9 protein-coding genes and 1 pseudogene are annotated in these 21,831 nt (G+C 68.2%); 6 read left to right on the plus strand and 4 right to left on the minus strand.

Annotated features, from left to right (window positions below; translation table 11 throughout):
* Positions 1-36: 36 nt before the first annotated feature.
* Together AC5Y5V_RS23845 and AC5Y5V_RS23850 are read left to right on the plus strand one after the other, a co-directional pair.
* Positions 37-618 (plus strand): annotated as a pseudogene (locus AC5Y5V_RS23845) (adenylate/guanylate cyclase domain-containing protein); the annotation flags it as partial.
* A 239-nt stretch (positions 619-857) separates the two neighbouring features.
* On the plus strand, positions 858-1,025 hold the full coding sequence (locus AC5Y5V_RS23850) for a response regulator transcription factor (protein ID WP_499940388.1): 168 nt from the start codon (positions 858-860) through the stop codon (positions 1,023-1,025).
* 68 nt (positions 1,026-1,093) lie between these two features.
* Here the strand turns inward: AC5Y5V_RS23850 and AC5Y5V_RS23855 are convergent, their stop codons facing one another.
* On the minus strand, positions 1,094-12,163 hold the full coding sequence (locus tag AC5Y5V_RS23855; RefSeq protein ID WP_499940389.1) for an SDR family NAD(P)-dependent oxidoreductase: 11,070 nt from the start codon (positions 12,161-12,163) through the stop codon (positions 1,094-1,096).
* Positions 12,164-12,378: 215 nt separating this feature from the next.
* Here AC5Y5V_RS23855 and AC5Y5V_RS23860 point away from each other — a divergent pair, with 215 nt between their 5' ends.
* From AC5Y5V_RS23860 to AC5Y5V_RS23875, 4 genes are read left to right on the plus strand one after another with little or no spacing between them, the layout of a single operon-like run.
* Positions 12,379-13,800, plus strand: coding sequence for a condensation domain-containing protein (locus tag AC5Y5V_RS23860; protein ID WP_499940390.1), 1,422 nt, complete (start codon positions 12,379-12,381; stop codon positions 13,798-13,800).
* A 54-nt stretch (positions 13,801-13,854) separates the two neighbouring features.
* Positions 13,855-16,857, plus strand: a complete 3,003-nt coding sequence (locus tag AC5Y5V_RS23865) for an MMPL/RND family transporter (protein ID WP_499940391.1) — start codon at positions 13,855-13,857, stop codon at positions 16,855-16,857.
* A 39-nt stretch (positions 16,858-16,896) separates the two neighbouring features.
* The gene (gene pe / locus AC5Y5V_RS23870; RefSeq protein ID WP_499940420.1) at positions 16,897-18,030 is read left to right on the plus strand and encodes an acyltransferase PE; all 1,134 of its coding nucleotides are present in this window, start codon (positions 16,897-16,899) and stop codon (positions 18,028-18,030) included.
* 15 nt (positions 18,031-18,045) lie between these two features.
* Positions 18,046-19,800 carry an AMP-binding protein gene (locus AC5Y5V_RS23875; protein ID WP_499940392.1) on the plus strand — a complete coding sequence of 585 codons (1,755 nt, stop codon included), beginning with the start codon at positions 18,046-18,048 and terminating at the stop codon, positions 19,798-19,800.
* A gap of 9 nt (positions 19,801-19,809) precedes the next feature.
* Here the strand turns inward: AC5Y5V_RS23875 and AC5Y5V_RS23880 are convergent, their stop codons facing one another.
* From AC5Y5V_RS23880 to AC5Y5V_RS23890, 3 genes are read right to left on the minus strand one after another with little or no spacing between them, the layout of a single operon-like run.
* Positions 19,810-20,469 (minus strand): LpqN/LpqT family lipoprotein, encoded by a 660-nt coding sequence (locus AC5Y5V_RS23880; protein WP_499940393.1) that lies wholly within the window; start codon positions 20,467-20,469, stop codon positions 19,810-19,812.
* Positions 20,466-20,819 carry an arsenate reductase (glutaredoxin) gene (gene arsC / locus AC5Y5V_RS23885; RefSeq protein WP_499940394.1) on the minus strand — a complete coding sequence of 118 codons (354 nt, stop codon included), beginning with the start codon at positions 20,817-20,819 and terminating at the stop codon, positions 20,466-20,468. The genes AC5Y5V_RS23880 and arsC overlap by 4 nt, the downstream gene beginning before the upstream one ends.
* The gene (locus tag AC5Y5V_RS23890) at positions 20,820-21,800 is read right to left on the minus strand and encodes a ribose-phosphate diphosphokinase (protein WP_499940421.1); all 981 of its coding nucleotides are present in this window, start codon (positions 21,798-21,800) and stop codon (positions 20,820-20,822) included.
* Positions 21,801-21,831 lie beyond the last annotated feature (31 nt).

Here is a 21,831-nt window from a genome sequence, read left to right on the forward strand (position 1 = left end):
GCGGTCTGGCGGATGTTCTGCCTGGTCGCGGCCCCGATGCTGACTACCATGAGCCAACACGCGGAGCTGACCTGGAGTGAGTTGGGTGTGAGCGAGTTGCTGCCGACCGGGACGGTCACGTTGCTGCTCGCCGATGTCGAGGGGTCGACGCGGTTGTGGGAGACCCAGCCCGCGCAGATCACGGCGGCGCTGGCGCTGCTGAATAGAACGGTCGACGAGACCGTCGCCGCGTACGACGGGGTGCGACCGGTCGAGCAGGGCGAGGGCGACAGCTTCGTGACCGCGTTCGCCCGCGCCAGCGACGCGGTGGCGTGCGAGCTGGCGCTGCAGCGTGCGCCGCTGGACCCGATCAAGCTGCGCGTCGGGGTGCACACCGGTGAGATTCAGCTGCGCGACGACTCGAACTACGCGGGCCCGACGATCAACCGCGCCGCCCGAGTGCGCGATCTGGCGCACGGCGGCCAGACGGTGCTGTCGGGCGTGACCGAGTCGCTGGTGGCGGATCGGCTGCCCGACGGTGTGTGGTTGACGGAGCTGGGTAGCTATGCGTTGCGGGGCGTGCCGCGGCCGGAGCGCGTGGTGCAGTTGTGCCATCCCGACTTGCGTAACGATATGCCGCGCGTCTTTCGGGTGCCGCGGACGCCATGCGGCAGCGCATGGGGAACCTCCGCTTCCCGATGTACCAGGAAGGGTACGACGCCGTCGTCGCCGCCATCCGGGAAGCGCTGGGGCAGAGCGACTTCGACGCGGCCTGGGCCGACGGCGCTGCGCTGTCCACCGAGGAGGCCATCGCCTACGCGCAGCGCGGCCGTGGTGAGCGCAAACGGCCGGCCAGCGGTTGGGATTCCCTGACGCCGATGGAGCTCGACGTGGTGCGGCTGGTCGCAGAAGGGCTGGGCAACAAGGAGGTCGGCGCGCGGCTGTTCATCTCGCCTCGCACCGTGCAGAGCCACCTCACGCACGTCTATGCCAAGCTCGGCCTGACGTCGCGGGTCCAACTCGTCCAGGAAGCGGGCCGCCACTAACGACGAGCAGACGCAGAATCGCACGCGGGACCCCTGAACAGTGCGATTCTGTGTCTGCTCGCGGATGGTTAGGAGGGCTGCTGCTCCTCCACGGCCGGAGCGTCCGCGTCGGCCGGAGCTTCCGCGTCGGGCAGCTGGTCCACGAGATACTGGGCGAGCCCGCCGATCGTCGGGTAGTCGAACACCGCCGTCGCGTTGATCGTGAACTTGCCGCCGAACTGGCTGTGCAGCCGGTTGCGGAGTTCGATCGCCATCAGCGAATCCGTGCCGAGGTCCAGGAACCGGCTCGTCGCGGCCGGCGGTTGCGCCAGTCGCAGGAAGTTCTGCACCTCACGCTGCAGGAACTCCGTCACGAAGCCGGCCCGCTGCTGCACCGGAATCTCCATGAGCTGCTTGAGCAATTCGCTGTCGCCGGTCACCTCACCCATGGCGCTCGGCAGCACGAGGTCCAGGATCGGCGGGCGTGAACTGCCCAACACCTTCGCGGCGCGCTGCCAGTTGGCCTTGAGGACGGTGGCCTGGCCGGTGCCGTTGGCGACGACCTCGGACAGCGCCGCGAGTGCCGCCGAGGGATCCAGCGGAATCAGGCCCTGCGCACTGATATTGGCTGTCGCGGCCTCCGACGAGGCCATGCCGCCCTGGGCCCACGGACCGAAGTTGATGCCGGTGGCCGGCAAGCCTCGTGACCTGCGCTGCGCGACCAGGCCGTCAAGCAACGCATTCGCGGTCGCGTAGTTGGCCTGCCCGGGAGAGCCGAACAAGCTGGACACCGAGGAGGACACGAGGAAGAAGTCCAGGTCGTCGTCCTTGGTCAACCTGTCCAAGTGGCAGGCGCCGAACGCCTTGGGCGCCAACGTCGTCCGGAACCGCTCCAGGCTCTGGTGACCCAGCAGCGCGTCGTCGAGCACGCCCGCCAGATGCGCCACACCGGCGAGCGGCGGCAGCTCCGCGCGAATCCGGTCAAGCAGCTTCGCCACCTCGGCCTCGTCGCCGACGTCGGCGGTGAAGACGTGGATGCGGGTCTTGTAGCGCTCGGTGATTTCCTCGATCGACCGCTGCGCCTCCGCAGCGGGCACACGGCGGCTGGTCAGCACGATGTCACCCGCACCGAGCTGGGCCAGGTACGACGCGGTGTGCAGACCGATCGCCCCGAGGCCGCCCGTGATCAGGTAGCTCCGATCAGGCCGGGGCTGCAGCGGATTCGGTATCTGCACGACGATCTTGCCGATGTGCCGCGCCTGCTGCATGCGGCGGAACGCGGCCCTCGCCTCGGTCAGTGGGTAGATCTCCGCGGGCAGCGGCGTCCACTCACCCTGGGCCAAGCCCTCCGACACCTCGGTGAGCAGGTCGCGAATGCGGTCTGGCTCGGTGAACATCACCGTGTCCAACGCGACGATCTCGTAGGCGATGTCGGGCCGGGCCTCGGCCATCCGCTCCGCTGACCAGATGTCGCGCTTGGCGATCTCGGCGAAGCGGCCGTTCTGGGCGGTGGCCCGCAGGGTCGCCTCGATGAACCCTTCGCTCGTCAGGGAGTTGAGGACCACGTCCACACCCTTGCCGTCGGTGTCCGCCAGGATCTGATCGGCGAAATCCGTTGTGCGCGAGTCGTAGACGTAGTCCACTCCCAGCTTGCGCAGCGTCGCGCGCTTGAAGGTGCTGGCCGTGGCGAACACCGTGGCGCCGCATCGCTGCGCCATCTGGACGGCCGCCAGGCCGACGCCACCGCTGGCCGCGTGGATGAGCACCTTGTCACCCGGCTTCAGCTGAGCCCAGTCGAACGACAGCCGCACCGTCAGCGCCGCGGCCGGGATGGTGGCCGCCTCGACGGCGCTCACCCCGTCGGGGATCGGCGCCAGGAACTGCGCAGGCACGTTGAATCGACTGGAGAACGCGCCCTGCATGGAGCCGTAGACGCGCTGGCCCACCTCGACCCCGCTGACGCCCTCGCCCAATTGCGTGACGACGCCCGCGAAGTCGCCGCCAATCGGCCCGGGGTCCCCCGGGTAGAGGCCCAGCACGTTGAGCACGTCCCGGAAGTTGAGGCCGGCCGCCTCCACCCGGACCTGCACGTAGCCCGCGTCCGGCGGCGGCACGTCCTTCTCGGTCAGCCGCAGGTTGTCGATCGCGCCGCGTTCGGTGGGCGCCAGGACGAAGTCGCCGCCGCGCGGCACCGTGAGGTGACCGCTGCGCGCCCACGGCAACAGCCTGGAGGCCAGCAACTTCCCTTGTCGCAGCGCGAGTTCCGGCTCGTCCACCGGGTTGGCCAACAGACCCGCCAGCGCCGCGACGGCCTCCGGCGATCCGTCGGAGTCGACGAGCCGAGGGCGAAGCGCCGGTTCCTCGTTGATCGTGGTTCGTCCGAAGCCCCACAGCGCCGCCTGCACCGGGTCGACGGGCTCGCCGGATTCGGTGGCCACCGCCCGTTCGGTGACGATCCACAGTCCGCCGGGCAGCTGCACCGAGCCCCCCTGCACCGTGTGCACCGCGCTGAGCAGGTTGGTGATCTCGGTCTCGAGCCGCGCGGCCCCGTTTTCCGAGCCGGCGCTCGACTCGTCGGCGCCCGGCGCCGCGGCGCGCCAGACCACACCGGAGAACGGCAGACCGCGCTCCTTGGCCTGTGACAGCACCTGACCCAGGGGTTCCGAGTCGGTCTTGTCGAACGGGATGCACCCCGGCACCTTGGCGGCCAGCTCGTCGAAACCGGCGATCAGCCATGTGCCGCCGGCCGTTTCGGATTCCTCGTCGACCGCCGGCATCGGCACCTCGTGCCAGCCGAGGGTGTAGAGCAGCCGGGTGGCGTCGCCTCCGAGCCCCCGCAGCAGCGCCTCGCGGGGGGCCCGTTTGACCGTGAACTCGCGAATCCCGCCCAGATAGCGGCCATCCCGATCGAGGTAATCGAGATCGAAGACCTGAGTCTCGCTGTCGAGGGCGCTCTCGTGCCACCTCGCGCGGCAGTAGAACCGCCGAGGCATCTTCTCCTTCAACGTCACCTGCCCGTACCGCAGCGGCAGGAACAGATCGTTGACGCCCTGCTCGGCAGCGAGCAGGGCCGGGAACGCCGGGAAGGCGACACCGGTGCACAGGTCCATCAGCACCGGGTGCATCGGCTCGGTGCCCAGCTGTTCGGCGAGTTCCGCGCCGACGAGGATGTCGCCGATCGCCTCTCCGGCGCCCAGCCACAACGACTTCAGGGACCCCGACCACGTCGGGCCCCACGCCAGCTCCAGATCGGCGAAGGTCTCGAACAACTCCTGCGGACGCATGCGCTCCATCCGTTCGAGGGCCGCGTCCACCGCGTCGTTTTCGTCGACGGGCTCGCTGCCCCCGTCCCCGACGCCGGCCACCACCGTGCCCTCGGCGTTCAACGACCACTCGGCGTCGCGTTCGCCGTACGGGCGGCTGTGCACCTGGAACTTCCGCGCGCCGCCGTCTTCCGGCGGATGCAGCGTCAATTGCACTTCGCGAGAGCTCTTCTCCGGCAGGATGATCGGCTCGTAGAAGAACACGTCCTTGGCATGTGCCGGGGTGCCGACCGCGGCCAGCGCCATCGCGGCATACGTTGCGCCGGGGACGACGACGGTGCCGTAGATGACGTGGTCGGAAAGCCACGGCTGCGATTTGACCGACAGCCGGCTGGTGTAGACGGAGTCGCCGGAGGCGAGATCCTTGGCACTACCCAGGATTCCGGAGACGGCGGGACCGTCGACCGTGATTGCGGACGACTTAGGCCAGAACCGCCGGCGCTGGAAGGGGTAGGTCGGCAATTCGAGGATGCGGCGGGACCGACGATGCAGCGCAGCGAAATTGGGCCGATGTCCGCCGACATAGGCCGCGGCGAGCGCGTCGGCGATCTGGCGCTGGTCGCCGACCCCCTTGCGCAGCGAGACGATTGCGCGCGGCGCCGCCAAGTGCTCCGGCCAGACCTGAACCGCGGCCCCGGTGAGCACCGGCTGCGGGCCGATCTCCACCAGCACCGAACAGCCCAGCGCCGCCACGGTGCGCACACTTTCGGCGAATTGCACCGGCTGGCGGGAATGCCGCCGCCAGTATTCGGCGTCGATCGGGGTCTGGGCGGTCAGCACGGCACCCGTGCGGTTGCAGACCAGCGGCAGCGTCGGGGCGGCGAACGGGACTTGCGCTGCGTAGGACTCGAATTCGTCGAGGACCGGATCCAGCAGCTCCGAGTGGAACGCGTGGCTCGTCTCCAGCCAGGTGCAGCGGATTCCCTCTTCTTCGAATCGCTCGACCGCCTGCTCCAGATCCTCACCCGGACCCGACAGCACGGTATTGGGTCCGTTGTAGGCGCCGATCGAGACTCGCGGGAAGTCCCCGGCCACCTCCTCGACGTGCTTGGCGTCGCTGAACACCGCCACCATCCGCCCGCCCTCGGGCAGGCTGCCGAACAGCCGGCCGCGCTCGGCGATCAGCCGCGCACCGTCCTCGAGGCTGAACACTCCGGCCACGCATGCCGCCGCGTACTGGCCGACGCTGTGCCCCAGCACCACATCGGGCTCGATGCCCCACGACTGCCACAGCCGAGCCAGGCCCATCTCGACGGCGAAGAGCGCCGGCTGCGCAAACGACGTGTGCCGCAAGGTGTCGCTGGCCTGACCCCCGGTCTCGCGATCGGTCGCGAAGAGCACCTCCAGCAACGGACGCGTGACGATGTCCTTCACAGCGTCCGCGCAGCGCGTCACGGTTTCGGCGAAAACCGGTTCCAGGTCGAACAATTCACGCGCCATCCCCGGATACTGGCTGCCCTGCCCGGTGAACAGCCACGCCGCCGTCGGGTGATTGGTGTGCTCACCGCGAACGACGCCGGGGCGCAGGCGGTTCTGGACCAGCTCGGCCAGGGCCTCGCGTGCGGACTCGACCGAATCCACGACCAGCGCCGCGCGGTGTTCGAAGTGCGACCGGCCCGTACCCGCGGTGCGGCAGACATCCTCGAGGTCCGCATCCGGATGGGCGGCGAACCAGGACTCGTAACGCTGCGCCACCGCGACCAGCGCCTCCGGTGACCTCGCCGACAGCGGAAGCACGCTCACCCTGTCGGCCTGCGCTTCGGTCGCCACGTCGGCTACTTCCGGGACCTCCGGGACCTCTGCATCCACGGGAGCCGACGGCGCGGGCGCCTCCTCGATCAGCACGTGCGCGTTGGTGCCGGTGAATCCGAATGAGCTCACCCCGGCGCGCCGTGGCCTTCCGTTGGCGTGCCACGGAATCGCCTTGTCCACGACCCGCACCGGCAGTGAGTCCCAGGGGATGTGCGGCGACGGCTTGTCGAAGTGCAGGCTCTGCGGCAGCTCCTCGTGTTGCAGCGACAGCACCACCTTGATCAGACCCGCTGCGCCAGAAGCCGATTCGGTGTGGCCGATGTTGGACTTCACGGAACCCATCAGCAGCGGCCGGTCCGCGTCCCGCGAGCCGCCGTAGGCCGCGGCGGCCGCCTGCACCTCGATCGGGTCGCCCAGCGGGGTCCCCGTCCCGTGCGCCTCCAGGTAGTCGACATCCCCGCCCGCCAGCCCGGCGCGCGCCAGCACCGTCCCGATGAGCCGTTGCTGCGCACCACCATTGGGGACGGTCAGCCCGCTGGACGCACCGTCCTGGTTCACGGCGCTGCCGGGAATGACGGCCAGGACCCGATCCTCGTCGCGCTCCGCGTCGCTCAGCCGCTTGAGCACGAGAATGCCGCAGCCTTCGCTGCGCACGTAGCCGTCGGCGGAGGCGTCGAAGGTCTTGCATCGCCCGACCGGCGAAAGCATGCGCGCGCGGGAGGCGGCGATCACCGTCACCGGGCTCAGCAACACGTTCACACCGCCGGCCAGCGCCAAGTCGCAATCCCCGGAATGCAGGGCCTGGCAGGCCTGATGGACCGCCACCAGCGCCGAGCTGCACGCGGTGTCGACGGCCACCGCGGGCCCCTCGAACCCGAGGGCGAAAGCGACGCGCCCGGAGATGGCGTTGAGCGCGTTGCCGGTGATGAAGTAGGGCTCGATCTTCTCGATCGACTCGGCGGACAGCAGGTGGGCGTACTCGTTGGCGCCCACGCCCGCGAAGATTCCGGTTCGGCTGCCCCGCAATTCGGCCGGCGCGTAGCCCGCCCGTTCGAGACCCTCCCATACCGTTTCGAGCATCAGCCGCTGCTGCGGCTCGATCCAGACGGCCTCGCGCGGCGAGATGCCGAAGAACTCGGGATCGAATCCCTCGATGCCGTCGAGGAATCCGCCGTAGCGCGTATAGGTCTTGCCCGCGGTCTCCGGATCCGGGTCGTAGAACTCGTCGATGTCGAAGCGGTCCTCGGGCACCTCCCGGATCGCGTCGACACCGCCGGACAGCAGCTCCCAGAACGCCTCCGGGTCGGGTGCGCCGGGGAAACGGCAGGACACCGCGACGATTGCGATCGGCTCGTCGGTGCGCGTGGTGACCACGGATGCCAGCTGCGGCTTGTCATCCTGCTCGCTGAGTCCCAGCACGTCGCCGAGCAGGTAGTCGGCCGCGTCGGACAGCCGGGGGTGGTCCATCACCAGGGTGACGGGTATCTGCTTGCCCAGGCCTTGCTCGATCAGGCGGCGAAGTTCGACCGCCATCAACGAATCCATGCCGAGATCGAAGAACCCCGCGTCCTCGCGGATCTCCGCGGCGTCGACGCGCGTCACCTCCGCGACGGCATTGCGCAGATAATCCGTCAGCAGCTTCTTGCGCTGCTGCACCGGGGCATTGCTGAGCCGCTCGACGAACTGGGTCTTGCCGGCTACCCCTGACACTCCAGATGCCGGGGCCGTAGCGGGCAGCTCTCGCTCCAGCTGCGCCAGGAAGGCTCGCCGACCGGCCTGCTCGTAGAGCGGCAGGAAGCGGGCCCAGTCGACGCGGGCGATGACGCCCTGCGCCGAAGGGGCCGCCGCGACGTCGGCCAGGCCGGCCAGCGCATCGGCGGGGGACAAGGTCTGTATTCCGCGCTTTTCCAGCCGTGCGCGCGACTCGGCGTCCGCCATGCCCGCCGACCAGGGACCGAAATTGACACTGGTCCCGGGGATCCCGTGCGCCCGCAGCCGCCACGCCAGGCCGTCGAGGAAGGCGTTGGCCGCGCTGTAGGCGGTCTGACCGAAGCCGCCCCATACCGCCGCGATCGAGGAGGTGCTGATGAAGAAGTCCAGTTGCAGGTCGGCGGTCGCCTCGCTCAAATTCCAGGCACCCCACACCTTTCCAGCGAAGACGCGATCCAATTCCGCTTCTTGCAGGGCGTCGTCCGGCTCGCTCAACGGGGTGGTGCTGTTCTCGCCGGCCGCGTGCACGATGCCGGCCAACGGCGGCAAGTCGGCATGCACCGTCGCCAACAGGCGCGTGACGTGCTGCGGGTCGGCGACATCGGCGGTGACGACGCGGAATTCGCAGCCGTATTGTGCGCCCAGCGCCTCGATGTGCCCGGCGGTGGCGCCGTCGGGCTCGCGGCGGCTGCTCAGCACCACATGCTTGGCGCCACGTGCGGCCAGGTATCCGGCGATTTCCAGGCCGATCGAACCCAGGCCCCCGGTCACCAAATACGTTGCGTCAGCGCGCACTTGCAGCGGTATCGCCTTCGGCAGTCCGGTGCGTCGAACCAGCCGGGGCACGTAGACGGCTTGGTCGCGCAGCGCGATCTGGTCCTCCCTGACGGCCGGGTCGCCCGACGCGCCGACCCGGTCGATCAGCTGCGACCACTCGTCGGCACCGGCACCGGCCAGGTCGGCGAGACCGCCCCACAACTGCGGGAGCTCAAGGGCTGCGGCGCGACCGAACCCCCACAGGGCGCTCTGCTCCGGCGCGACGGTGTCGGTGTCGGTGACGCGCTGCGCGGCCCGGGTCACCATCCAGATGGGCGTCCTGAGTTCGGCGGACGTCGCGGCGCGGAAGAGCCGCCGCGTTCCGGCCAGGACCTGGTGTTGCATCCGCGAGAGCGACCCCGTCGACGGTGGACCGTCGAAGTCCAGCGCCGCGAGATGCACGATGCGGAGCTCTTTTCCGAGCACCGCGCTATCCGATGCGGCGGCGCGCAGCTCGTCCGCGAGTTCCTCCTCGGCCGTATCGGAGGCCGGCAACCCGAGGATCTTATGCTCGTGCCCGCGTGCAGTCAGCGCGGCGACCAACGGCTCGACCGCCGCGGACTGCCCGCCGATGAGCAGCCAGCTGGATTCCTCGCCGCCCTGCGCTGGCGGCGCTGCGTTCGAGGATGTCTCCCAACGGAACTCGTAGCGGTCACGCGCGATGGACTGAGTCGTCTTTTGCTGGTTGTGTTGTGCCGCAAGCTTGGTCAGCACGGTCAGGGTCTGCTGGTCGTCGCTCCCGCCGCCGAGCAGGGCCGCGAGCTCTTCGAGGTGGCCGTCCTCTAGCAGGCGGACGGCCTCGGTACGCACCGTGCCGGGGCGCTCCAATTGGTCCGGGTATTCGCCGTTCGCGGTGAACCAATACTGCCGACGTTCGAATGGGTAGGTGGGCAGGTCCACCTTCCGCGCGTGCGCGCCCTGGAACGAGGCCTGGAACGAGGCGAAATCGGGCAGGTGACCCAAGACATACGCGTCGGCAACGGCTTCGGTGATCTGTCGGTCGTCGGCGGTGTTCTGCCGCAAGGACGCGATCGCCCGCGGCGTGGTGGCCGAGTCCGGCCACGCGCGCAGGGCCGCGGCGGTGAGCACCGGTTGCGGGCCGATCTCCAGCAGCACCTTGCAATTCAGGTCGGCGAGGGTCCGCACACTCTTGGCGAATTCGACAGGTTGGCGTGCATGGCGACGCCAGTAGGCGCCGTCGAGCTTCACGCTTCTGCCCAACGTGGCGCCGGTGCGGTTATCGATCAGAATCCGTTGTGGCGACTTGTAGGTGAACCCATCCGCATACGACTCGAATTCGTCGAGGATCGGGTCGAGCAGCGCCGAGTGGAACGCGTGGCTGGTGTCCAGGAAGTCGCACCGCACCCCGTCGGCGACCAGTCCCGCCACCGCGTTCTCCACATCCTCTGCGGGGCCTGACAATACGGTGTTGGCGCCGTTGTAGGCGGCAACCGACAGACGCGGGAACTGGTCGGTCAGGCTCTCCACGCGCTCGGCGGCGGCGAACACCGCGGCCATCCGGCCACCCGCGGGCAGACTGCCGAACAGGCGCCCGCGCTCGGCCATCAATCGCGCGCCGTCCTCCAGGCCGAACACGCCGGCGACACAGGCCGCCGAATACTGGCCGACGCTATGGCCCAGCACCACGTCCGGCTCGAAGCCCCACGACTGCCAGAGCCGGGCCAGGCCCATCTCCACCGCGAACAACGCGGGCTGCGCGTAGGTCGTCTGCCGCAAGGTCTCCTCGGCGTCCGGGCCCTCGATATCGAAAATCACGTCCAGCAACGGCTTTTCGAGAACATCGGCGAGCACCGTCGCGCAGCGGCGCAACGTCTCGGCGAAGACCGGCTGGGTATCGAACAGCTCGCGGGCCATGCCGGGGTACTGGCTGCCCTGGCCGGTGAACAGCCATGCCGTCTTCGGGGCGTCGTGGGACTCCCCGCGAACCAGGCCGGGGGCCGGGCGATCGTCGACGACCGCGCCGAGCAGGTCGACGGCGGCTTCCCTCGAGTTGACCACCAGCGCGGCCCGGTGCTCCAGGTGCGCCCGCCCGACGCCGGCGGTGAAGCACACGTCCGCCAAACCCGCCTCCGGGTGCGCGGTCAACCAGCCGCGGTATTGCTCGGCGAGCGCCACCAATGCCGCGGGAGTCCGCGCCGAGAGGGGCAGGATTTGCAACCGCTGGTCCCCGGACCGCTCGACCGGAGCCGGCGCCACCGAGGGCTCCGAGGCCGCTACGGGTGGCGCCTCCTCGAGGATGACGTGCGCGTTGGTGCCGGCGAAGCCGAACGAGCTGACTCCCGCAATGCGCGGGCGGTCGTTGCGCTCCCAGGGGGTGGCTTCCTTGACCACCTCGACCGCAAGCCGGTCCCAGGGGATGTGGGGCGACGGGTTCTGGAAGTGCAGGTGTTGGGGCAGCAACTCGTTCTCGAGCGACAAGACGACCTTGATCACCCCCGCGATGCCCGCGGCCGCCTCCAAGTGCCCGATGTTTGTCTTCGCCGAGCCGATCAATAGCGGCCGGTCCGCCTCGCGGCCGACACCGAACGCCGCACCGGCGGCCTGGGCTTCGATCGGATCGCCCAGCGATGTCCCCGTCCCGTGCGCCTCGAGGTATCCGACGTCACTGGGTGCGACGCCGGCGCGCTTCAGCGCATCGGTGATGACGCGCTGCTGAGCAACGCCGTTCGGCACGGTCAAGCCACCCGACGCGCCGTCCTGGTTGATCGCGCTGCCGCGGATCACCGCGCGAATCCTGTCGCCGTCGGCGAGCGCGTCCTCGAGGCGCTTGATGACGATGACGCCGCAACCCTCGCCGCGCACGTAGCCATCGGCGGCCGCGTCGAATGTCTTGCACTTGCCGTCGGGTGCCAGCATCTGTGCGCTGGCAAACGTGATCATGGTCGCGGGGGTGAGCAGGACGTTCGCGCCACCGGCCAGCGCGAGGTCGCATTCGCCCAGTTGTAGAGCCTGGCACGCCTGGTGGATGGCCACCAGCGACGAGCTGCACGCGGTGTCGACGGCAACCGCGGGGCCCTGCAGTCCCAGCCGGTAGCTGATCCGGCCGGCGGCCGCGGCGTTCGACGTCCCGATGGCCATGTAGGCCTCGATCTCGGGATAGGTCAGCAAAGCGGATGCCATGCCCAGGTAGTCGTGGGTGGCCAGACCGACGAAGACGCCCGAGTTGGTGTTGGCCAGAGCCGTCGGAGCGATGCCCGAATGCTCCACCGCGCGCCACGCCGTCTCCAGCAGGAGCCGGTGCTGCGGGTCCAGCAACCTGACCTCGCGCGTCGACATGCCGAAGAACGGCGCGTCGAAACCCGTCACGTCGTCGACGAAACCCGCACGGCGGGTCACGACCTTGCCGGGCGCACCGGGCTGCGGGTCGAAGAACTCGTCGACGTCCCAGCGGTCCGCAGGCACCTCCGATACCGCGTCGCGGCCTCCGCGCAGCACATCCCAGAACTCGTCCGCGTCGGCGGCGCCCGGGAAACGCGCTGCGTAGCCAATGATTGCGAAACGTTGGGTTGGCTCGATCGGATGTTCGACTGATCCCATGCGTTTGCCCCCACTTGGATCGGCGGTAAAATAACCTACGGTTTAGAAACCTACTCGGCGGTCAGAATCCCCTCGATCGACACTATGACACGGGTGGTTACGGCACGCGAGGTAGTCGGCGGGGGTCAGCCGGCTGGGGTCTAGCCAAGGTTGGTGTTCATTCCGCAACCGAGCGGTGCCGGCCCCGTGGGCGGCTGGGTGAGGGGGACAACGTTTTGCGCATCGGCACGTTTACTGTTGGCGCACTTGATGAATGGTCGGTGAGTCCGGGCTCGGTCATCTCTTGGCATCCGACCCCAGGGTCCGCTGAAAAAGCGCGGCGAGCGCCGGTCAGCCCCGTGCCGATCAGCTACATGCAGACCCAACATCTGCGGAATTTTTGCGCGCGGACGGATGCGGACCTCAACTTCTCCCGGCAGATCATCGCCAGCTGCGATGCGCCGGGGCAGTGTGACATTTCCGCGATGGACGTCGCCCTCAACGCGTACCTGCGTCGGCACGACACCTTCCGCAGCTGGTTCGAACGCACCGACGACGGAGAGTTCGTCCGGCACGCAATCAGCGATCCGGCGGACATCGAGTTCGAGCCGGTCGATCACGGTCACATGACGGTCGAAAAGATTCGCGCCCATGTCATCGACATACCGACTCCGCTGGAATGGGGATGCTTCACCTTCGGGATCATCCAGAACGAGGACCACTTCACGTTTTTCGCCGCCATGGACCACGTCCACGGGGATGCCACGCTGATCGGCACCACGATGATGGAAGCCAACAGCATGTACCAGGCGTTGAGCGGAGGCGGTGAGGCCCTGGCGCTTCCCGACGCCGGCAGCTTCGACGGCTTCTGCACCCGCGAGCGCGAGTTCACGTCGGCGTTGACCCTGGATTCGCCCGGGGTGCGCGCGTGGATCGAGTTCGCCGAGAACAACAACGCGGGCTTTCCCGAGTTCCCGCTGCCGCTCGGTAGTCCGTCGAAAACGACCAGCAGCACCATCACCCCGTTGGCGCTGATGACCGCAGGTCAGACCGATCGATTCGAGGCGGCCTGTTCGGCGGCCGGCGCGCGCTTCGTCGGCGGCCTGTTCGCCTGCCTCGGCCTGGTCGAGCACGAATTCACCGGCGCCCTCACTTATTACGGACTCACTCCGCGGGACTCGCGCACGGCCAGCGACAATTTCATGACGCAGGGCTGGTTCACCGGGCTGATCCCGATCACCATCCCGATCGCCGCGACCTCCTTCAACGACGCCGCGTACGCCGCTCAGGCCGCCTTCGATTCCAGCCTGGACATGGCCAGGGTGCCGTATTACCGGGTCTTGGAGTTGGCCCCGTGGCTGAAGTGGCCGGAGCCCAACTTTCCGGTGTCGAACTTCCTGCATGGCGGCGCCGCTCCGCTCAACGCCATCCTCGCGGCGGGCGAACTGGGCCTCGCCGACAACATCGGCATCTATCCCGACGGCCGATTCTCCTACCAGCTGACGATCTACATCTTCCGGTACAGCGAAGGCACCGTGATGGCGATCATGCATCCCGATAACCCGGTCGCCGAGAAATCGGCTCTGCGCTACATGGAGGCGACAAAGTCCGTCTGCGGGCGGGTCGCCGCGAGCGGGCACTGGGGACGCGTCGCGTAACTTGGGCGAACGTCAGACAGGTGAGACTGGGTCGGTACTGGGTTTAAGGACGATATGCGGCGGTTGATCGATTTCGTGGCGCGGTGGCCATGGGCGGTGATAGGGGTCTGGATCGCGCTGGCGATCGCCCTGCCGCTCTCCGTCCCGTCGCTCAACGACATGGCGGAGAAGCATCCGCTCGCGATCCTGCCGAGCGACGCGCCGTCGAGCATCGCCGCCAAGAAGATGACCGAGGCGTTCCACGAACCGGGCAACGACGACCTCCTGTTGGTCGCGTTCGTCAACGAGAACGGGCTGGGCCGCGCCGACGAGGCGGCCTACAGCAAGGTCGTCGACGCGCTTCGGCAGGACATGAAGGACGCTAAAAACGTCGTATCGGTGCAGGACTTCATCAACACCCCCGAACTCCGCAAGTTCCTGAGCAGCAAGGACAACAAAACCTGGGTGCTGCCGGTGGGCCTGGCGGGCGAACTGGGCACGCCGAGGGCCTACGAGTCTTACAACCGGGTGGCCCGCCTCATCCAGCACAGCGTCGCGGGCAGTCCCGTGACCGTGCACGTCACCGGACCCGCCGCCACCGTCGCGGACCTCACCGTCGCGGGCCAGCAGGATCGCCTGCCGATCGAGCTCGCGATCGGCATCCTGGTGCTCGCTGTGCTGCTGCTGGTCTACCGCAGCGCGGTGACGATGATGCTGCCGTTGGTGACCATCGGGTCGTCGGTGGTGATCGCGCAGGCGCTGGTGTCGGGCTACTCCCAGCTGACCGGCGCGGGCGTCTCCAACCAGTCCATCGTGTTCCTGAGCGCGATCCTGGCCGGCGCCGGAACGGACTACGCGGTCTTTCTCATCAGCCGCTATCACGACTATTTGCGGCTGGGCAAGGACTCCGATCAGGCGATCAGGGCGGCGATGGTGTCGATCGGGAAGGTCATCACCGCGTCCGCCGCGATGGTGGGTGTCACCTTCCTGCTCCTGAGCTTCACCAAGATGGGCGTGTTCAGGACGGCCGGGGTCTCGTCGGCGATCGGGATCGGTGTCGCCTACCTCTCCGGAATGACGCTGCTGCCCGCGATCATGGTGCTCGCCGGGCGCCGCGGTTGGGTCAAGCCGCGACGCGAACTGACCGCCCGGTCGTGGCGGCGGTCCGGCATCCGCATCGTCCGCCGGCCGATCACACATCTGGTGACCAGCCTGCTCGTGTTGGCCCTGCTGGCGACCTGCGCGATCCTCGCGCGCTACAACTATGACGACCGCAAGGCCGTTTCGGCGTCGGCGCCGAGTTCGATCGGTTACGCCGCGCTGGAACGCCACTTTCCCCTCAGCCAGTCCATCCCCGAGTACATCCTTGTCCAGTCACCGCGCGACCTGCGGACCCCGCAGGCCCTCGCCGACCTGGAGCAGATGGCCGCGCGCATCGCCCAACTGCCGAACGTCGGGCTGGTCAGCGGGATCACCCGGCCCCTCGGCGACGTGCCACCGGAGTTCAGGGCCACCTATCAGGCCGGCATCGTGGGTACCCGGCTGGCCGACGGCTCGGCCCAGATTGAGCAGCGCAGCAGCGACCTCAACCGGCTCACGGCCGGCGCGAACACCCTGGCCGGTACCCTGCACGACCTGCGCGCCCAGATCACAGCGCTCGTCCCCAGCCTGCAGAAGCTGCTCGACGCGTCGGCCACGCTGAAGACCAAGTCGGGTGGCGACGAGCTGGTACGCAACGTCGACATCGCCGCCAAGCTCGTCGACAACGTCAACGCCCTCGCCAACGAGATGGGCTGGAACTTCAGCGCCGGGAAGGACTTGTTCGCCTGGATCGGCCCAGTCCTGGCGGCGCTGCAGGGCAACCCGGTCTGCGACGCCGACGCCTCCTGCAGCAACACCCGCGGCCAGTTCGAGCGGCTCGTTCTGGCGCACGACCACGGCGAACTCGAACAGATCAATCAGCTCGCGCACCAACTCGGGGATCCGCACGGCAGGCAGGGCCTCAACGCGACGGTGACCAAGCTCAACGCCGCGCTCGCCAGCGTCGTCGGCGCGGTGCACGCCATGGGGCTGGACAAGCCCGGCGGCCCGCAGGCGGGTCTGAACGAGCTGCAGCAAGGCGCCGACCGCCTGGCCGGCGGAAGCCAGCAGGTGGCCGGCGGTGTCGATCAACTCGTCCAGCAAATGAAGGTGATCGTTGACGGGCTCAACGAGGCATCGGCGTTCCTGCTGACGATGAGGCACAACGCCGCGGAGCCGTCGCAGGCGGGATTCAACATCCCGAAAGAGGTGTTGCGGCTCGCGGAGTTCCAGAAGGCCGCCAAGGCATTCATCTCGCCCGACGGCCACTCCGTGCGGTACCTGATTCAAACCAAACTCAACCCGTTCAGCCCCGAGGCGATGAATCAGGTCAACGAGATCATCGACGTCGCCAAGAGCGCCCAGCCGAACACCACACTGGCCGGCGCCACGATATCCATGGGCGGTTTCCCCGTCGCGCTGCGGGACACCCGCGACTATTACCGGCACGATATTCAATACATCATCGCGGCGACGCTGATCGTCGTCCTGCTGACGCTGATGCTGCTGCTGCGCGCGGTCGTCGCACCCCTCTATCTCGTTGCCTCGGTGGTGGTTTCGTACTTCGCGGCGATCGGAATCGGAGTGCTGACCTTCCAGTTCCTCCTCGGTCAGCATTTGCATTGGACGGTGCCTCCGCTGGCCTTCGTGGTGCTGGTCGCGGTGGGCGCCGACTACAACATGCTCTTCGTGTCGCGGATGCGCGACGAGGCGGCGCACAGCACGCGGTACGGCATCATCCGGACCCTGGGCTCGACGGGCGGCGTCATCACCGCGGCCGGGCTGATTTTCGCCGCGTCGGTGGGCGGCCTGCTCTTCTCCAGCATCGGGATCGTGGTCCAGGGCGGGTTCGTGATCGGCGTGGGAATTCTGCTGGATACCTTCGTGGTGCGAACGATCACGGTCCCTGCCGTGGCCGCGTTGTTGGGGCGGGCCAATTGGTGGCCGGGGCGGCTGAGCCCGAAAGAACCTGAAGAAGCGATGAAGGGTCAGGATTAACCGGAAATGATGAAGCGGAAACTTCTCGCGGGATCAGCGGTGTTGGTAACCGCCTGTGTCACAGGTGCTTTCGGCGTAACGGGTGCGGACGCCGACCCACCGCTGCCCGGGCCGCCAATACCGGGGGTCACCGCCGACGGGACGCCGGTCGCCGCGCCGGTGTCGCCGGACCGGACGGCGTACGCCCTGGGTGGCGCCCACGTGCTCGGCATCCCGTACGACGAGTACATCCGGATGACCGGCAAGGACTGGTTCCCCGGCATGAAGCGGGAGAACGTCTGGTACCCCGCGGGCCAGGTGCAGGGCCACACCCTGGAGCGACTGTTTCCCGGCGTCGGCCAGTTGGACCGATTCTTTCCGGGCTTGGGGGTCGACGGTCCCAGCATCGGCGAATCGATCGACGTCGGAGAGCCGAGTCTGGAAAATTCGATTCGCCGGGGCGGTCCCGGGACGACGATGGGGTTGTCCGAGGGGGCGCTCGTGCTCAACGCCGTCAAGGCGCAACTGGCGCACGACCCGACCGCGCCGCCGCCCGACCAATTGACCTTCGCGACGTTCGGCGACCCGATCGCCAGGAGTCCCTTCAGTCAGAGCTTCCTGACCCAGAACTTCCCCGTCGGCAGCGTCGTGCCGTTCATGGACTACGCGATACCGGCCCCGGTGGAGAGCCAGTACCACACCGACCAGTTCGTCTCCGCCTACGACAGCATCGCCGACTGGCCGGACCGCCCGGACAACCTGTTCGCGCTCCTCAACGCGGTCGTGGGCCTGGCAACCGGTCACACGGCCGTGGCGTTCACCAAACCGAGCATGGTGCCGGCCCGCAACATCAGGACCGAAGTGAACTCCCGGGGCGGGACGACGACGACGTATTTCATCCCCGAACAGCACCTTCCGCTGGTGATGGGCTTCAAGTACCTCGGGGTGCCCGAGGACACGCTGAACAGGCTTGACGCGATTCTGAAGCCGCGGGTGGACGCGGGCTATTCGCGCAACGACGATCCGGCGACGGCGCCGATCACCGTGGACCCGGTACACGGCTTCGACCCCGCGGAGGTCACGGCGCCGGCTTCGCAGGCGACGTTCGGCGGCGGCGCCGATCCGATGTCGCAGCTGCTCAGCGGTGCCATATCGGTGCTGAACAACGCCACCCACCCGAACCCGCCCAGCTAGTACGGAGTTGAATCTGTGACGCCGTCTCCTCAATCCACGCTTCTTTCGATACTGCACGGACGCGCGAGCCTGCGCCCGGACGATCTGGCGTTCACCTTCACCGACTACACCCACGACCCGGCCGGCGTCCCGGAGAGCCTCACGTGGTCGCAGCTGTCCCGGCGCACCTTGAACGTGGCCCGCGAACTGACCCTGCATGCGTCGGTCGGCGACAGGGCCGTGATCCTGGCTCCGCAGAGCCTCGACTACATCCTGGCGTTCCTGGGATCCATGCAGGCCGGGCTGATCGCGGTGCCGCTCCCGCTGCCGCACCGCGGCTCGAGTTTCGACCGGGTGAGTTCCGTCTTCGACGACACGTCGCCGTCGCTGGTCCTCACGACGTCCGCGGTGGCCGAGGACATCGGCGACTATGTCGATCAGGCGCCCCTGGGCACCGCTCCCAAGATCGTCGAAATCGACTCCATGACGCTGGACGCCCCGCTGCCGGAAGGCGGACAGAGCTTCTCGGAAGTCGACGCACCCAGCACGGCGTACCTGCAGTACAGCTCCGGTTCGACGCGGCTGCCCACCGGAGTGATGATCTCGCACCGCAACCTGGCGGTGAACTTCGAGCAGTTGATGCGCAGGCTGTCCGCGGGTGTGCCCGCCGCGGCCGCCGCCAACCCCACGATCGTGTCGTGGCTGCCGTTCTATCACGACATGGGTTTGGTGCTGGGCGTCTGCGCGCCGATCCTGGGCGGCTATCGGGCCGACCTGACGAGCCCGGTGGCATTTCTGGAAAAACCGGCCAGGTGGATACGCGCACTGGCCCAGAATCCGCGTGCCTTTTCGGCGGCGCCCAACTTCGCCTTCGACCTGGCGGCTCGCAAGACCACCGACAACGACCTCGCCGGGCTCGACCTGGGCGGTGTCCTGGGCATCATCAACGGCGCCGAACGCGTCGACCCGAACACATTGGAGCGCTTCGCGGATCGCTTCGCGCACTTCAACTTCGCCGACCGCATGCTGCGTCCGTCGTACGGCATGGCCGAGGCGACCGTCTTCGTGACGAGCGGCACCTGGAATGATTCGGCGGGGGCCGCCCGTTTTGATGTCGACGACCTCGGCGCGGGACGCGCCCGGCGGTCCGCGGCTTCGGGTGGCTCACCGCTGGTGAGGTACGAGCTGCCGCAGTCACCCGCGCTGCGCATCGTGGATGTCGACACGCACCGGGAATGCCCGACCGACGTCGTCGGCGAGATCTGGGTGCATGGCGAGAACGTCGCGTCCGGCTACTGGAACAGGCCGCCGGAGGAGCAGCGGTGCTTCGGCGCGACGCTCGTTGACCCCGCGCCGGGCACCCCGGACGGGCCCTGGCTGAGAACCGGCGATCTGGGTTTCGTCTCTGAGGGCGAGCTGTTCATCGTCGGCCGCATCAAGGACCTGCTCATCATCCGCGGGAGAAACCATTGCCCCGAGGACATCGAGGCAACGGTCCAGGCGATCACCGGTGGTCGGGTCGCGGCCATCTCGGTCCCGTTCGACAGCACCGAGCAACTGGTCACCGTCATCGAGCTCAAGCAACGGGCGGACTCCACCGAGGCCATGCGCTGGGTCACCCAGGTCAAGAGCGACGTCACCTCCGCGATCTCCAATGCGCACGGCCTGAACGTCGGCGACCTCGTCGTCGTGCCGGCCGGATCGCTTCCCACGACGACGAGCGGCAAGATCCGGCGCCGCGCCTGCGTCGAGCAGTACCAGCGGCGCCAATTCACCCGGTTGGACGCCTAGTAGCGCCTCTTACTTGGCCGCGACGACGAACCCGTGGATGATCGACTCGATGTCGGTCGACTGCGCGACCGTCTCGCTGGCCAGGCTGGTGATCGTCAGCTGAACCAGGTACCGCTGCTTGTCCGGCCCCGACCCGGTCGGTATGACGATGCGGTTCCAGGTGTGCAGCCGCGCGCCCTCCATGTCGTCGTAGCTGCACTCGATCATCGACGACGGAAAACCGTTGTAGTCCGCCATCGAGGCGTTCAGCTGCTTGGAGTTTGCGAAGAGCAGGGCATCGTCGTTGCCGTGCTTGATGACCTCGGCGGCGTCGAAGTTGCCGCGCAAACGACCGACGACCAGTCGGGCCGTCGGAAACTTTCCGCCCTTGGACAGCATCACCGTCTGCGGCGCGATCTTCGGGTTGTGGGCGCGTTCCCAGCCGGGCGGCGTCGGGATGGTCACGGTCAGGTCCTTGAGGTCCTCCGGTGCCACCTGCTGCGCCGCGACGCCGATGCTCTCCAGGTACTTCGACAGGGGGACCGGCTTGGCGGTCAAGGTGGTCGTGGTCGCGGCGGCGCTGGTGGTCGTCGCCAGGACCGAACGGAAGTCGGGGGCTTTCGGTGCGCAGCCCACGACCAGGACCGCCGACGCGGCCACCGCGAGCAGGGCAAAAGCGCAGCGGTTCACAAAATCTCGCGGACCGCGTCGATCGGCCGGGCCAGCCGCGTGCCCTTGGGCGTGACGACGAACGGCCGCTCGATCAGGATCGGGTGCTGGGCCATGGCGTCGAGCAACTCGTCGTCGGTGGCGTCGGCAAGCCCGAGGTCGGCGTACAACGACTCCCGCTTGCGCACCGCGGTGCGCACGTCGATGCCGGCGTCGGAAATCATGCGCACCAACTCGGCGCGGGTCGGCGGGGTCTTCAGATACTGGACCACCGAGGGCTCAATGCCGTTGTCCCGCAACAGGTCCAGCGTCTTACGCGACGTGCTGCACTTCGGGTTGTGATAGATGACAGCGTCCGGACCGGAGCCCATCTAGGCGTCTCCATCGAAAAGCCCTGTGACCGAGCCATTTTCGAAGACGGCGCGAATCGTGCTGGCCAGCAACGGCGCGATCGACAGGACCGTCAACTGGGGGAACCGCTTCTCCTCGCCGATCGGCAGGGTGTTCGTCACGATCACCTCACGCGCCCCGCACGCGGCCAGCCGCTCCGCGGCCGGATCGGACAGCACGCCGTGGGTCGCCGCGATGATCACGTCCTTGGCGCCGTCGTCGCGCAGCAGCTTCACCGCGCCGGCGATCGTCCCGCCGGTGTCGATCATGTCGTCGATCAGCACGCAGCACTTGCCGGCGACCTCGCCGACGACGCGGTTGGACACCACCTGGTTGGGCACGCGGGGGTCGCGGGTCTTGTGGATGAAGGCCAGCGGAACGCCACCCAGCGAGTCGGCCCACTTCTCGGCGATGCGCACCCGGCCGGAGTCGGGGGACACCACGACCATGTTGCCGTCGGGGTAGTTGTCCCTGATGTAGCCGGTCAGCAGGTTCTGCCCGCGCATGTGGTCGACGGGCCCGTCGAAGAAGCCCTGGATCTGATCGGTGTGCAGGTCCACCGTCACGATCCGGTCGGCGCCCGCGGTCTTGAGCAGGTCCGCGACCAGCCGGGCAGAGATCGGCTCGCGGCCACGGTGCTTCTTGTCCTGCCGCGCGTACGGGTAGAACGGCAGGACGGCGGTGATCCGCTTGGCGCTGCCCCGCTTCAGCGCGTCGATCATGATCAGCTGTTCCATCAGCCAGGTGTTCACCGGCGCCGGGTTCGACTGCAGGACGAACGCGTCGCAGCCGCGCACCGACTCGTGGAACCGCACGAAGATCTCGCCGTTGGCGAACTCCCGCGCCGTCTGCGCGGTCACATGGACGTCGAGCTCCTTGGCCACCTGTTCGGCCAGCTCCGGATGCGCGCGGCCGGAGAACAGCATGAGATTCTTGCGATTATCGGTCCAGTCGTGGCTCAACGTGCTGCCCTCGCCGTATCGGGGGATGGAA

It is taken from the genome of Mycobacterium sp. NGS68 (assembly GCF_059812195.1).